This window comes from Streptomyces rubellomurinus (assembly GCF_000961885.1).
Taxonomy (GTDB): domain Bacteria; phylum Actinomycetota; class Actinomycetes; order Streptomycetales; family Streptomycetaceae; genus Kitasatospora; species Kitasatospora rubellomurina.
The window spans coordinates 265,466-280,223 of the sequence record NZ_JZKH01000001.1; the positions used below are offsets into that span (position 1 = coordinate 265,466).

At 74.5% G+C, this 14,758-nt stretch carries 5 protein-coding genes; 3 read left to right on the plus strand and 2 right to left on the minus strand.

Features of this window, described 5'->3' with window-relative positions:
- The first annotated feature begins 90 nt into the window (after positions 1 to 90).
- From VM95_RS01080 to VM95_RS41145, 3 genes are all read left to right on the plus strand, one after another.
- Complete coding sequence (locus VM95_RS01080; protein ID WP_045691989.1) at positions 91 to 1,740, plus strand: phospholipase D-like domain-containing protein; 1,650 nt, start codon at positions 91 to 93, stop codon at positions 1,738 to 1,740.
- Between the two features lie 127 nt (positions 1,741 to 1,867).
- Positions 1,868 to 7,243 carry a hypothetical protein gene (locus VM95_RS01085; RefSeq protein WP_045691990.1) on the plus strand — a complete coding sequence of 1,792 codons (5,376 nt, stop codon included), beginning with the start codon at positions 1,868 to 1,870 and terminating at the stop codon, positions 7,241 to 7,243.
- Positions 7,244 to 7,246: 3 nt separating this feature from the next.
- On the plus strand, positions 7,247 to 8,878 hold the full coding sequence (locus VM95_RS41145) for a hypothetical protein (protein WP_045691991.1): 1,632 nt from the start codon (positions 7,247 to 7,249) through the stop codon (positions 8,876 to 8,878).
- Positions 8,879 to 8,928: 50 nt separating this feature from the next.
- Here VM95_RS41145 and VM95_RS01095 read toward each other — a convergent pair whose 3' ends face one another.
- On the minus strand, positions 8,929 to 11,793 hold the full coding sequence (locus VM95_RS01095) for a hypothetical protein (RefSeq protein ID WP_045691992.1): 2,865 nt from the start codon (positions 11,791 to 11,793) through the stop codon (positions 8,929 to 8,931).
- Positions 11,790 to 14,570, minus strand: a complete 2,781-nt coding sequence (locus tag VM95_RS01100; RefSeq protein WP_052707070.1) for a DUF6603 domain-containing protein — start codon at positions 14,568 to 14,570, stop codon at positions 11,790 to 11,792. Before VM95_RS01100 ends, VM95_RS01095 begins: the two co-directional genes overlap by 4 nt.
- Between the last annotated feature and the right edge of the window lie 188 nt (positions 14,571 to 14,758).

The window sequence follows — 14,758 nt, forward strand, 5'->3', positions numbered from 1 at the left end:
TGATGGAGACACAGGTGACGTGCGGGTAATTTTTGGCGGTTATCGTATGAACAATCATCAAACTCCGCCCTCTGTCCCGAAGGTACGTCCTTGCTCCACAAGCAGTCCCACCGTCTCCTCCGAGCGGCGTCGCTCGCGCTCGCCACCGCCGTCCTCGCCGCCATGCCGACCGCCCCGGCCTTCGCCGACCCCGCAACACCCGTACCGCCGGGGGGCGTTGAGAGCAGCCCGACCCCGCACCTCGACGCCGTGGAACAGGCCCTGCGTGAGGTCTCCCCCGGCCTGGAGGGCACGGTCTGGCAGCGGACCGCCGGCAACGCCCTCGACGCACCCGCCGACGACCCGGCCGGCTGGCTGCTCCAGACGCCCGCCTGCTGGGGCGACCCGAAGTGCACCGACCGGCCCGGCACCCGGCAGCTGCTGGCCCGGATGACCGACACGATCGGCAGCGCCACCCGCACGGTCGACATCTCCACCCTCGCGCCGTTCCCGAACGGCGCCTTCGAGGACGCCATCGTGGCCGGGCTCAAGTCCGCCGCGGCCAAGGGCAACCACCTCCAGGTGCGGATCCTGGTCGGCGCGGCCCCGCTCCTCAACGTCACCGCGCTGCCCACCCGCTACCGCGACGAACTGGTCGGCAGGCTCGGCGACGCGGCCGACCGGATCACGCTCACCGTCGCGTCGATGACCACCGCCAAGACGGCGTTCTCCTGGAACCACTCCAAGCTCCTGGTGGTGGACGGACAGCGGGTGATCACCGGCGGCATCAACAACTGGAAGGACGACTACCTCGACACCACGCACCCGGTGTCGGACGTCGACCTCGCGCTGACCGGCCCGGCCGCGACCACCGCCGGGCGCTACCTGGACACGCTCTGGGACTGGACCTGCCGCAACACCGGCCCGCTCTCCGCCGCCTGGTTCGCCTCCTCCCACGGCGCCGCCTGCAACCCCACCCTGGAACAGGACGCCAACCCGGCACCCGCCGCCGCGACCGGCAGCACCCCGGTCATCGCGGTCGGCGGCCTCGGCGTCGGCATCCGGGACACGGACCCTTCCTCCGGCCACCGGTTCACCCCGGCCACCTCCCCGGCCGTCAGCTGCGGGCCGATCGGCGTGCACGACTACACCAACACCGACCGCGGCTACGCCACCGTCAACCCCGAGGAGAGCGCGCTGCGCACCCTCATCGCGAGCGCGACCGGCCACATCGAGATCTCCCAGCAGGACCTGAACGGCACCTGCCCGCCGATGCCGCGCTACGACGTCAAGCTGTACGACACCCTGGCCGCCAAGCTCGCGGCCGGCGTCAAGGTCCGGATCGTGGTCAGCGACCCCGCCAACCGCGGCCGGGTCGGCAGCGGCGGCTACTCGCAGATCAAGTCGCTCAACGAGGTCAGCGACGCGCTGCTGAACCACCTGACCACCCTGACCGGCAGCAGCGGGAGCGCGCGCACGGCGATGTGCCAGAACCTCCAGCTCGCCTCGTTCCGCGCCGCCCCGACCCCCACCTGGGCCGACGGCCACCCGTACGCGCTGCACCACAAGCTGGTCTCGGTCGACGGCTCGGCGTTCTTCATCGGCTCCAAGAACCTCTACCCGGCCTACCTCCAGGACTTCGGCTACATCGTCGAGGACGCCAAGGCCGCGGAGCAGTTGAACACCGGCCTGCTGGCCCCGCAGTGGCAGTACTCGCAGGCGACGGCGACCTACGACTACGCCCGCGGCATCTGCGGCTGAGCCCCTTTGGCGGGGCGGCGGAAGCGCCGCCGCCCCGCCGCCCCGCCGCCCGGTTGCAGCCGGCCGTCCGCTGCGAAACCCTGGGGAGTGAGGCCCCCATCACCTCTGCAGCCTTGGGGCTCATGAGATGCCTGACATCCGCATTGACAGCAGCAGCCTCACCTTCCCGCAGTTCATGATCGCCGGGCTGAACGTCCCGTCCATCGACGGGTCGGCCGCACCGACGATCTCCCTGGCGCCCGGGGTCTACAGCGTCGCGCAGGTGTCCGACCAAGAGGAGAGCTTCCACTTCAAGGTCACCCAGGAGGGCACCGTCGATTTCGACGCGACCTTCGACGGCTTCCTCGAAGGCCGCGGGACGACCACGCTGGTGCTGCACGGATTCCCGGTCACGATCGACGCCCGCGCCCTGTCGCACGATCTGCTCCTGGCCATCACCACCGGCGCGGGAACGCTGTCGCGGGAGACGGCGCACGACGTCCGACTGTTACCCGCGCCGGCCTACACGTTCCAGCTCTCCAGAGGAAATACGGACTACGGGTTTGCCGTGACCCATGACGGCCGGGTCGTTCTGGACCCGACCCTTCTGGGCTTCGCCGAGGTCACCGACCGGTCGATGGTGATTCACGGATTCACCATCACCCTCGACGCGAGAGAACTCTCCCACGGCCTGACACCAGAACTGCCCAACTGGTCGGGCGGTAACCTCTCCCGCACCGACACGAACGAATTGGCACTGATCCCGTTCGGGGAATACGCGTTCTTCCTGGTGGATGGGATGTCCCCCTTCACGTTCGGCCTCACCCGCCAAGGCCGGATCGTGATCGACGACGCCTTCGCCGGCTTCGCCAGGGCGTCCTGGCGGACGCTGACCGTCTTCGGGTACCGGCTCATCGTTGACGGCCGGGCGCTTCCCTTCGACTTGAAGCCCAAGTTTTTCGGTCCGGCCGAAGCCCCGCTCTCGCGCACCACCACGCACGAGCTCACGCTCATACCGGCCCCGCAGTGGGCACTCAACCCGATCGGGGAGCCCGGCGCCCCCGTTGCGATCGGCCTGGCCCCCGATGGCACCGTCACCCAGATCGAATCGCCCGGCGGGCTGATCGTGACGCTCTCCCCCGTGACCGTCCCGCGGGAGAGCGCCCTCGGGCTGCGCCGGGCGCTCGACGACGCCCGGCTGGAGCACGACCTCGCGCAGCTGGACGCGGACGCGAGGGCCGTCACGCTGGAGCGGGTCCGTGCCTGGGTGGCGAGCCAACCGGCCTCGGATGTGCCGCTGTTCAGCGCCGCCAGCAACAAGCTGCGCATGGAGGAGAACGGCCAGAGCAACCGACTGCGCGACCTGGCGGCGCTGGGTGCGAAGGTCGACGCCGCCGCCCAGCGGCTCGCCGACTCGCTCGACGCGGAGGCCCCGCTGTTCGGCCGGCGGACCTCCGTTCCCATCGCCCTGCTGCCGGTGCGGATCGAGACCAAGTGGTCCGCCGACCGACGCAGCATCAAGGCGCGCGTCTACCCCGACGACATCCACGTCGACTCCTTCGAGCCCCGGCTGACCCCCGCGGAACTCGACGCGGCCCAGAAGTACTGGCAGGCACCCGGTGCGCAGGCGTGGCAGGACCTGCTCCGCGTGGTCAGCGCGCCCCGGGCGGCCTGGGCGACCCGCGCAGCCCGTCCCGGGGCCGCGACCGCTCCGCAGCTGCGCGACCCCGGGCCCCGGCGCGCCCCCCGGGTCACGACGCTGCCGAGTCGCTGGCGCTTCCTCGGACTGGTCGACGGACGGGCGGTCGTCGACCAGGTGGGCGTGGACATTCCCGATCCGCTGCCGCTCGGCCTGCTCGCCGCGGACGAGGCGGCGCCCGACCACCAACACGCCGAGTGGGCGGTCGACTTCCGCACCGCGGTGGACGTCGGCATGGCGGCGGAGCTGGTCCTGCCGCCCGGCTACGACCACCTGGACCAGCTCTTCGTCATCGGGGTGAGCGATCTGGAACCGGAGGCCGGCGCCGAACGGCTGGGCCAGTGCCTGCAGGGCCACCTGTTCAGCGACGGGTTCGACGTCCTGCCGGTGGGGGCGCCGACGAACAACACGCCCGACACCCGTACGGCGTGGTCCGCACGGCCGACCCCGATGCCCCCCGGCCCGCCGCCGACACTGCTGAAGGGGACGGACGGGGCCCGCCTCGCGGACGCGCTCGGCCTGGGCGACGGAAGCTTCCTCGGCGAGTGCGCGGGGGCCGCGCGGGACGGCGACAGCGCGATCGCCGCGCTGTCGCTGCTGAGCTGGTGGACCCTCGTCGACGAGGTCCGGAGCGACGCCGTCCTGACGGACGACAATCCCCGGGGCTCGGTCCTCAAGGACCGCAACGCCCAGTGGTTGACGATCAGGAGCCACCTGGCCGACCACGTGCGCAGCCGCGGTCCGCTGCCGACCGTGCGGGTCGGGCGGCAGCCGTACGGGCTGCTCCCGGTGACGGCGCTGGACGAGTGGGTGCCGGCCGCCCCGGACGGGGCCGACGCCCTGATCGTGCCCTGGCTGCAGCGGCTGCGGCACCACTGGCGCGCCGCGCTGACCCCGGGCTGGATTCCGCGGGTCACCGACGGCACCCCGGCCGACTGGATCGCGGCGGACATCCTCACCCGGCTGCCGGTGTCGAACGACATCGTCATCCGGCGCGAACTCACCTCCCGGGGAGGTCTCATCAGGTTCGACGGCATCAGCCTGCGCGCACCCGCTCCGACGGTGGCGCTGGGCGGGATCCGGTCCGGGTTGCGGTGGGCGCTCCCGTCCGAGCTCATCAGCAACCTCGCCTGGACGTCGAACACGAAGCCGCCGGACTACGCCCTTGTCCCGCGGCGGCTCGCGCCGAACGCCGACAAGTACGCGGCCCTGTTCGCCAACAGCGCTCGGCGCCTCGCCGACGCGGTGGGGCTGCTCAGGGGCGAGCTGACCCAGGAGCAGTTCCTCACGCGCTGGCCGATGACCGCGGACGGGAACCCCGCCCCCACCCGGCCGCCGACGATCTTCGGTGAATTCGGCTTCCCGCCCCCGCAGGGGGCCACCGACCTGGTCCTCGTGATGCTGAACTCCGACCTCCACGGCTTGTTCGTGTCCTTCGGGAGCAGCCACCCCGACGACGTGGTCGACCTCGCCTACCACATCCCCTCCGCCGTCGACCTGCTGATCGCCATGCGGCAGTCGGGCACCGCCTCCGCACAGCAGCTGGCCGACCAGCTGGCGGCCGCCACCTCCGGACTTCCGGCGGCCGACACGGTGCTGGCCGGGCTGACGGCGCTCGCGGACGTCCCGGCGGACGACTACCTGCCACTCGCCTTCGAGTTGCTGGACGTCTGCTCCCACCGGTGGGACGCCTGGGCCACCTCGCTGGCCACTCGGCGGCTCGGCGAGACCCGGGCGGCCGGCGTGCGGGGCGTCCGGATCGGCGGGTACGGCTGGGTGGAGAACCTCTACCCCGGCACGGCCAGGCCGTCGGACGGGTTCCTCCACGCGCCCTCGCTGCACCACGCGGCGACCGCCGCCGTGCTGCGGTCGGGCTTCCTCGCCCACCAGGGCGCCCCGGCACCCGGGGGCGACAGCGACACCACCCCGCCCGCCGACGGTTCGGCCTCGCCGTTCGCCGTCGACCTGTCGTCCCGGCGGGCCAGGACCGCCCGCCGGCTGCTCGGCGGCGTCCACCGGGGCCAGAACCTCGGCGCGCTGCTCGGCTACCGGTTCGAGCGGGCGCTGCACGAGGCGCACCTGGACCAGCAGAAGGACGCCTTCCGCCAGGCGTTCCCGGTACCCGTCGCCCCGGCGCCCCCGACCGGCACGCCCGGCCCCGACCCCCTGTGGGAGCGCAGCTCCGAGGCGATCGCCGCCCGGAACGTGGTGGACGGGGTCGCCCTCGCCCGGGCGCACGGCGCGGGCAGGGTGGACGCGGTCCTCGCCGCCAAGGGCTTTCCGGCCGCCGACCCGGGCACCCGGCCGATGCTGGACGATCTGGTGCAGGCGCTCGACGCGGTGAGCGACCTGCTGCTGGCCGAGAGCGTCCACCAGTTGGTCGGCGGCAACCCGATGCGCGCCGGTCTCGCCGCCGACACGCTGGGCAGTGGCGAGCAGGTGCCGGACCGGATCGACGTCCTGCGCACCCCGCACCGCGGGCGGGCCGTCACCCACCGGATCGCGGCGGTGCTGCCGAGCGACCCGGCGCGACCCGCCGGCTGGGGAACGGACGCCTTCTCGGCGCTCGAACCGCGGGTCGACGCCTGGATCGCCGACCTGCTCGGCCCGGCCGCCGGCTGGACGCTGTCCGGCACGGTCGCGGACGGGCCGGCCCCGCGTCCGTTCACCGTGACGCTCGACCAGGTGGGGTTCAGCGCCCTCGGTCTCGTGCTGGACGTCTCCGGCACCGTGCACCGGCGGCTGCGGGCCAGGATCCGCGAGCTGAGCGGGGCCGCGGGCCCGGAGGTCGGGTTCGGGCAGGGCTGGGACGAGCTGCGCGCGGTGGCCGGCCGGATCCAGGGGCTCCTGCTCGGCGCCGGTCCGCTGTTGCCGTCCCACCTGGTCGACGACCCGGCCGCGCCGGATCCGGGGGCGCCGGCGGGCCAGGCGGTCCCGGGACTCGATCAAGTGCGCACCCGCGTGGCCGAGTTCGTCGCGAACGTCCGCACCCCCGAGCAGCGGGACGCGCTGGGGATCGAGGGCGACCCGGCCCGGCTCGACGCGCTGACGGCGGACTCGACCGCCCCCGGCTGGCTCGGCGAGGTCACCCGGGTGCTGGCGGAGTTCCTCGGGGCCGGGATCCCGTTGACACCGGTGCTCTCCGGCACCGCCCTGCCGCCGCCGGCGGACGGCGCGACCGGGTCGGCGGTGGCCGACTGGGTGCGCCGGTTCGCCAAGGTCCGTCCCGCCGTGCGGACCTGGTACGAGACCCTGCTGCTGGCGGAGGCCCGGGCCGGCCGGGCGAGCCGGCTGTCCGCCTCGCAGCTGCCGCCGGACGGCGCCTGGATCGGCGGCCGCTTCGACCCGCTCGCACGGCCGCCGGCCCGCCGGCACCTGGTCCGTCACACCGTCGCCGACCTGCCGGACGGCGGGCCGGTCGCGGGGATGGTGTTCGACGAGTGGGTCGAGGTCCTCCCGGGCGCGGACGCCCTGGCCGCCGAACGGGCGCGGACGGACGGCGTCCCGGCGAACGGTGCCCCAGCGGACGTCGTCGCGGCGGAGTCGGAGCTGACCGGGGTGTCGTTCCACTTCGACCGGCCCGACGCCAAGGCCCCGCAGGCGGTGCTGATCGCGGTGCCGCCCGACACCACCCGCGGCTGGACGGCGGACGGCCTCGCGCTCGTCGTGCGGGACACCCTCGAACTGGCCAAGATGCGCGCCGTCGACCTCGCCGACCTTCCGCTGCTGGACAACATCCTCCCGGCCTGCCGGGTGGGCGACGGCGGTATCACGGACCTGGCGGCCGCGATCAGGCAGTTCTGGATCGACCTGGCGGAGGACTGACCGATGCCCCGCGAGCACGTCGACCAGAGCGGGTCCTACCGCTACCGGCTGGAGCCGCTGTCGCGCACCGACGAGGTGGCGACGGGCCTGGCGGCCCGGGTCCACGATCCGGCGTGGGCGCTCGCCCGCCAGTGGCAGTTCGGGGAGTTCGCCGGGCAGGACGCCGGCTCGCCCGTCCTGGCCGTGGTCAGCGGGCGCAGCACCCCGATCTCGGCCTGGCGCCCGGCCGCCGCGCCCGGCGTGCGGGAGGTGCACCCGTGGGTGCCGTACGACCCGGCCTCGGGCCCCCTCGACGCCCTGGTGGAGTCGGAGGGCGCCACCGAGCCGGACGAGTACACGCGGGTGGAGGGCGGGGCCCATTTCGTCCGGCTGCTGGACGAGGCGGGGCTGTCGTCCGCGCTGCCTCGGGTCCTCGCGGTGTACCGCTTCGACCCGGTGCCGGCGCCGTCCGGGCCGCCGGCCGGCCTGGTCACGCTCCTCGCGCCCCGGGTGCCCGACGCCGGCAAGCTGGCCGCGGACCTGGTCGCCGGTGCGCTGCGGGTGGACGGGCTCGCCGAGGTCGGCGCCCGCTGGCTGGCCTGGTGGCGCGGCATCGCACCGGTCGACACCCCGGACACGTTCGATCCGCACCGCTTCGAGCACCGGGCCGACTTCAGCTGCGGCACGAAGGTCTTCCACGCCGAGGAGTACCTCGGCGACGGCCTGGACTGGTTCAGCGTCGACCTCGATCCGGGCGCCGGCCCGGCGGCCGCGGCGCCGGACCTGCCCTTCAGCCACGAGGTGGTCCCCGCGACCGTACGGTTCGGCGGGATCCCGGCCGACCGGTTCTGGGAGATGGAGGACGCCCAGGTCGACTTCGGCGCGGCCGAGGTGTCCGCGCTCGACACCGGGCGGCTGCTGGTGATCGCCTTCGGCGAGGTCTACGGGAACGACTGGTTCCTCTTCCCGCTGGAGGTGCCGGTCGGTTCGCTGACGACGCTCGACGGCATCGTGGTCACCGACTCGTTCGGCGACACCCGGACGGTGCGGCGGGCCGGCGGCGCGGACGCGGGCTGGAACCTGTTCACCGTCACCGGCACCGACGACGGCCTGCTGGTCATGCCCTCGGGGCAGGGCGCGGTGGGCGAGCGGCTGGAGACGGTGCTGCTCGCCCGGGACGAGCTGGCGAACCTCGCGTGGGCGATCGAGAAGTCGGTCACCGACCTCCGCGGTGAACTCGTCGACCGCCGGGAGCGCTGGCTGCGCACCGCACCGAAGGGCACGCCGTGCACCGCAGCGCAGAGCTCGCAGTCCAGCGGGACCGGCTCCTACGGGGTGCAGACCGTCGTGCCGGACTACTGGCTGCCGCTGGTGCCGCAGGCGATCGCCCTGGCGTCGATCCGGTTCGTCCTGGTGCAGCTGAACCAGCCCGGGGCGAGCTCGCAGCCGCTCGGCCGGCTGCTGCGGCCCGACTCGTCCGTGCCCGAGGAGGAGGTGCCGCGCGAAGGGGCGGAGGTGACCCGCAGCCCGGTGCTGGCGCGCTGGTACGACGGCTCCTGGCACCCGTGGGTCCGGCGGGAGAAGAACCCCGGCTGCGGCGAGAGCTCCAGCGGGCTGCTCTTCGACATCGTCCGGCCCTCGGAGACCTGGCCCTGACCGGGCCGGACCGAGCCGGTCCGGACCGGACCGGACCGGGCCGCTTCCGATCACGCGCCGCCGATCATCCGCTGCGGTGAGAACGCCACCTGGAACGGCGGCCGGAAGACGATCCTCGCGAAGTCCGCCGCGTCCGGGCCCGGCCACGTGCGCGGGTCCACCAGCCCGGCGGGCGCGGGCGGCTTGCCGTCGACGACCCGCGGGACCACGAAGCCGTTGACCGTCGGCACCTGGTCCCAGGTCAGATCGGCCCAGGAGGTGAACGCCGACGGCGGGGAGGTCGGCTGGTCGAAGCCGAACTGCACCCCGCGCATCGGCTCGCGCAGCACGAACATCCAGTGCTCGGCCACCGCCTGCGCGGCCGCCAGACCGGCGAAGCCGTAGAGGTTGGTGCGCTCGTCCACCGGCAGCACGAAGGCCGGCTCCTGCCACCGCACGTCCGGGCCCTCGACGGTGCGGTCCACCGACTTCGCGGCGAGGACGACGGTGCCCGGGTAGCGGCGCAGCACTTCGCCGCGGATCAGCAGCACCAGCAGGTCGTCGCCCTGGTGGGGGTCGTGCGAGCCGAGCTCGTCGCCGGTCGCCCAGCGGGCGATCTCGCCGTACCCGGGCCGGGCACCGCCCGGCGGCCAGAACCGCGAGAACGGGGTGCCCGCCTCGTCGGTCGGGTACTCCCGCCAGCGCAGTTCGCGGTTGAACTCCTGGTTCAGGCCGACCAGCAGGGCCTCCACGAACGCCGGGTTGGGCTCCAGCAGGGTGGCGGCGTCGTCCGGGAACGCGGAGACGCCCGGGACGGCCCACTCCGGCCACCGGCTGACCAGCTCCGCCGCGATCGGGAACCCGAACTCCGGGTGCGCCATGATCGGGCGCAGCGGCCGGTCGTCCTCGGTGCGGTCCCGCATCACCGTGGGGCCGAGCAGCGAGACCATCCGGCCCACCTGAAGGGGCACCGGCTGGACGGCGTCCCGGACCTCGCCGATGAGCGCCCGGGCGGTCGGCCCCGGGTCGGCCGCCGTGAACAGCGGCGCCGCGAGGGGCTCGACGCTCATCATCCGGCCGACCCCGCGCACCAGGGCGGGCTGCGTCATCGACCGCGGGTCGCGGTCGGTCGCCGCGGCCTGCGCCTTCACCAACAGGGCCTGGAACTTCTCCCGGGGGGCGTCGAACTGCTGGAAGTCCCGGTAGTCCTCGGCGAGCATCCGCATCGTGGAGAGGAGCTCGTTGAGGGTCTGGGAGGCGAACACGGCCGACGGGTCGCCGACGACGGTGGACGTGGCCAGCGGCCCCTGGACCACCTCGGCGGGCGGGGGCAGCTGTGCCTGCTCCGCGCCGGCGAGCCACATCGACGGCAGGGAGGACTTCGTCGCCTTCAGGGCCCCGTCGACGAAGGCGTCGGTGGTGAGCACGCCGGCGGCCACGTCCCGCGCAGCCCGTCCCGTCCGGCGGTGCACCGCGCCGCCGCGGCGGGTCAGCCGGACGAACGCCGTCGAGGCGACGCCGTTCGGCACGGCGGAGGGTGCCAGGGCGTCCGCCAGCGTGCCGCTCCCCGCGCCGGAGCCGAACACGCCCTGGTAGGGCGAGAGTTCCGGCAGCGCCGCCGCGTCCAGCCCGCCGAGGTGCTTGTCCTGGGCGGCCCGGGCGCTCTCGGTGGCCAGCTCCGCCGCCGCGAGCAGCCGGTTGGCCTCGGTGACCGCGCCGATCTGCTCCCAGGCGCGGGCCATCAGGAACTCCTGCTCCAGCTGGACGTACCGGGCGCCGAGGGCGGCCGCGATCCGGTACTTCACCCGCAGGTTCAGCCGGTTCATCCAGCCGTCCTCGGGCACCGCCTGCACACCGGTGTGGTGGCTGCCGTACAGCGGCGGGGCGACGGCCTTCTCGTCGCGGTCCACCGGGGCTTCGACCCGTGCCGGGTCGTGCCGCAGCCCGGGCGCGTCCAGCTGTCCCCTGAGGATCTCGCGGAAGCGCAGCATGCTCGCCGGATCGCTCCACTGCTCGTCGGCGGTGTCGGTGCCGGGGACCCGCAGGGCGCCGCGCACGGGGACGGTGAGCCGCGCGGGGGTGCCGTCCCCGAGCAGGTCGCGCAGCGGCCACGGGCACCGGACGTCGACCGTGCGGCTGCCGAAGTCGGGCAGATTCCGGCTCGCGACGGGCTGGACCCGGTGGGCGAGGTCCTTGAAGGAGCCGTCGTCCCCCGTGCGGAACCGCCAGGAGTGGTAGACCGGCAGCCGGACCTGCGCCTGCCCCGCGGTCCAGGCCTGCGCGGCCCCGTCGGCCGGCGGGTCGGCGCCGAGCCCGGCGGCGGCGCCGGCCTTGGTGGCCGGCACCACGCAGGCCAGCCAGCCCCGGTCGGCCTCCAGTCTGCGCGGGCAGATCAGCCGCGAGACGACGGTGTCCAGACCGGTGCGGACGTCCCGGGTGACGGCGGCCTCCGGTGTGTCGCCGTCCTCGATCCGGGCCTCGACGTGCGCCCACGCCCACGAGTCGGCCAGGTCCGGCAGCGCGGCTCCCGGGACGTCGACGACGGGCAGCGGGCTCCCCGGCTGCAGGGCGCCCTCGTCCTCGCGCAGCACCAGCAGCACCAGCCACGGCAGCGTGGCGGGGCCCGGCAGGCTGAGCAGCCACGGCAGCGAGGCGTCCGAGAACTCGACCTGGGCCAGGTATTCGGCCACGCCGTTCGGGCTGCCGGCGGGGGGCTCCTGCCGGACCACGGCGGCCTGGTCGAACCCGAGGGTGTCGCCCGGCCCGAGCAGTTGGAGGCTCGGGCCCGGGCGGTCGGGGAAGGTCTCGCCCGGCTGGTCCTTGAGGGTCCGGGTGATCTTGACCGCCGGGTCGAACGACGGCCGTGCCCCGGTGACCGAGACGGCGTCGGCCAGGGCGCCGAACGTGACGGAGGAGACGAACCAGCGTTGACTCATCGCGGCAACTCCACCTTCAGGGCGCCGACCGGCCGCTGCGCCGCCCGCCAGCGGTCGACCCGCTCGGCCGCACGGACGGGGCGGGCGAAGCCCTCCAGCTCGAACAGGCCGGTGCCCGCCAGCCTGCGCCCGTCCGGCGGCGGCGTCGTCGTCCCGCTGAACCAGTCGGTGTCGACCTCGTAGACGGTCTCGTAGCTGTCGGTGACCCGGTGCCGGGCGCCGGGCCGGACGTCGGTGTCGGAGAGCACGGCGCCGCTCGGAAGCTCCTCGAAGCCCTGCCGGGTGAGCTGCTGCTCGTCGGTCAGCTCGAAGACCTCGCCGGGGACGAACTGCTCGGTGGTCCGGTCGACGGGCCGCAGCGGGGTGTCGTCGTGCGCCCCCACGACGGGGACGATCCGCCAGGTCTGCTCGGGGATGTGGACCCGGTGGAAGCGGGTGATCGCGGTGTCGAGCGGGACGACCTTCTGGCTCACCCGGAACGTCGCGTCGGGGTGGGCGACCTCGCCCTTGGCCAGCGCGGTGTTCGCCTGGTCGGTGAGGCGCAGCGGGGACCGCTCTCCCGGCGGCCGCGCGGCCGTCCACACGTCGGGCCTGGCGAATGCGGCCAGCAGGAGCGGCAGGATCTCGTCCGCCTTCGGCGCCACGGCCGGCGGGGCGCCCCACCGCTCGTCGAAGTCGAGCGAGACGTCCCAGAACAGCACCGAGATGCTGCCGCTGCCGAAGGCGTGCCAGGGCGCCGGGCCCTCCAGGGTGAAGTCGAGCGCGACGCCGGCCAGCCGGTGGCCGAACGCCAGCACGGCGACGCTCGCGAACACGTGGACCGAGAAGGCGAGGCTCGGCTCCCACACGAAGAGCGCGTCCAGGCCGAGGGAGCCCTCCACCCCGCAGCCGGCGATCGTCGCGTCCAGGCTCAGTTTCGCGCCGAACTGCAGCGAGTTGGAGGTGAGCGCGAGGTACGCCTCGGCGCGCAGGCCCAGGCCTCCGCCGCCGAGGTCCATCGCCAGGCGGCGCAGCGCGGGCACGCCGGGCGGTCGGACGAAGCGCGGGTGGAACCCGCCGGCGGACAGCACGAACGCGGCGTCCTTGCCGCCGCGGAAGAGCAGGTAGAAGTCCCCGGAGACGGGGATGCCGACGATCCACGAGCCGGTGAGGGAGGCCAGCACCTCCACCTCGGGCACGCCGGGATCGATCGTGCCGAACACCTCGGCCTGCAGCCGGATCAGCGGGACGAGCGGGTCGGGCAGGCTGATGGTCAGCCGGCCGAGGATCAGGGCCCGCACGGGCTCCGGCAGGTCGAGGACGACGGCGGCGGAGAGCGCGAGGATCCGGCCGCCCCAGGTGATCCGGACCATCGGGCCGACGACGAACCGGGAGGGCGCCACCGGGAAGCAGGCCTCCAGCGAACCCGCGATCTCCTGGGCGCGGGCGACCGCGTCGCCCGGGAAGAGGATGCGGTCGGCGTTGCCGTCCAGGACCAGTTGGCGCAGGTGCTCGTCGTCGGCCCGGCGGTCGAAGCCGAGCAGGCCGCCGACCGCGTCCAGGGCGAAGCCGAAGCTCAGCTCGATCCCCGGGAACCCGAACTCGGCGCCGAGCAGGACCAGGAACGACAGGTCCCGCCCGGCGACCGGCAGTTGCAGCAGCCCGAACGCCTTCACCCGCGCGAAGCCGAGGTCGGCGTCCAGCACGCCCGCGTACGCGCCGTCACCGGACGCGCCGGTCTCCAGGACGGATCCGCCGCCGGAGACCGGCCCGGCGTCGAGCTCGATGCCCATGCCGGTGGGGAAGTCCGCCCGGAGCTGCGCCGGGTCGACGCCGATCCGGTCGGAGCGGAGCCGGAGCGGGACGCGCAGGCCGAGGCCGTCGATGGTCGCGTTCAGCGGCAGCACGGGCGGTTTGGCGGTGGCCGCGAAGGTCGGCCGGAGCGCGATGCCGTCCTGGTCCTCGTCGAGCTCCAGCGCGAACCCGCGGGTGGAGACGCCCGGCAGGTCCAGGCCCACCGGGAGCGCCAGGCGCGCCCCGCCGTCCTGGAACCGCAGGCCCTCCGCGCGGCTGAGCCGGACGGTGAAGGCGGTCTTCCCGGTCGCCGGGCCGCCGCCGTCGCCCAGGAAGTCGGCGAGCGCGGGCGGCAGGACGGCGGCCTGGAAGCCCTCGACGCGCAGGTCGACGCCGAGCGGGGCGGTGGGCGAGGCGGTGAGGGTGACGGTCAGGGCGTCCATCGAGACGTGCGGGCCGTCGGCCGGGCCGATGCCGAACGCGCCCCGCCGGGCGGTGAGGGTGGCCGTCCCGGCCGGTGGCTCGGGTGTGGCGCCGGGGAAGTACGTGGCGACCCAGGCGTCCTGGGGCGTCCGGATCTCGACGGTCACCGACCAGGGGGCGTTGCCGAGGGTGGGACGGAGGTCGGCGCCCGGCGTGACGACGACGTCGATCGTCGGCCCGCTGTCGCTCGGCCCGGGGGTCGCCGCGACGACGGCCCGGGCGGCTCCTTCGGTCAGCACCAGGGCCAGGCCCCGCGCGGACTTCGCGTCGCGCTGCCACCCGTGCGCGCGCACGGGCGATCCGGCGTCGGTGACGTCGCCGAACAGGTCGCGGACCAGCCCGAGTAACGCGTCGTGGTCGGGAAGGGCGGCCAGCGGCTCCAGCAGCCTGTCCTGCAGGGCCGGGGGCTGGCCGGTGAGCTTGTTCAGCCCGGCCAGCGGGTCGGTGAGCGATCGGACGGCCGCGTCGGCCAGGTGCCAGAGCAGGCCGGACACGTTCTGCAGGAGTGTCTTCGGGTCCATCGCCGCTGAGCCTTCCCGGCGGCCGGCCGTCCGGGCGTTGTGCGTGCGCAGGGCCGGACGCTGCGGCCGTCACCATCCGTGCGCTGGAGCGTCGTCCTCCTTCGACGGTACGTCCGCGGCGGGCGGGGGGCGAGCCCGCGGCGGCGGACGGCCCCGGGCGGCCGGGTGCCGTCCGGGGCCGTCCTCGG

Coding starts and splice junctions, on each gene's coding strand:
- VM95_RS01085 (WP_045691990.1), top strand. CDS start 1,868: ATGCCTGACATCCGCATTGACAGCAGCAGCCTCACCTTCCCGCAGTTC.
- VM95_RS41145 (WP_045691991.1), top strand. CDS start 7,247: ATGCCCCGCGAGCACGTCGACCAGAGCGGGTCCTACCGCTACCGGCTG.
- VM95_RS01095 (WP_045691992.1), bottom strand. CDS start 11,793: ATGAGTCAACGCTGGTTCGTCTCCTCCGTCACGTTCGGCGCCCTGGCC.
- VM95_RS01100 (WP_052707070.1), bottom strand. CDS start 14,570: ATGGACCCGAAGACACTCCTGCAGAACGTGTCCGGCCTGCTCTGGCAC.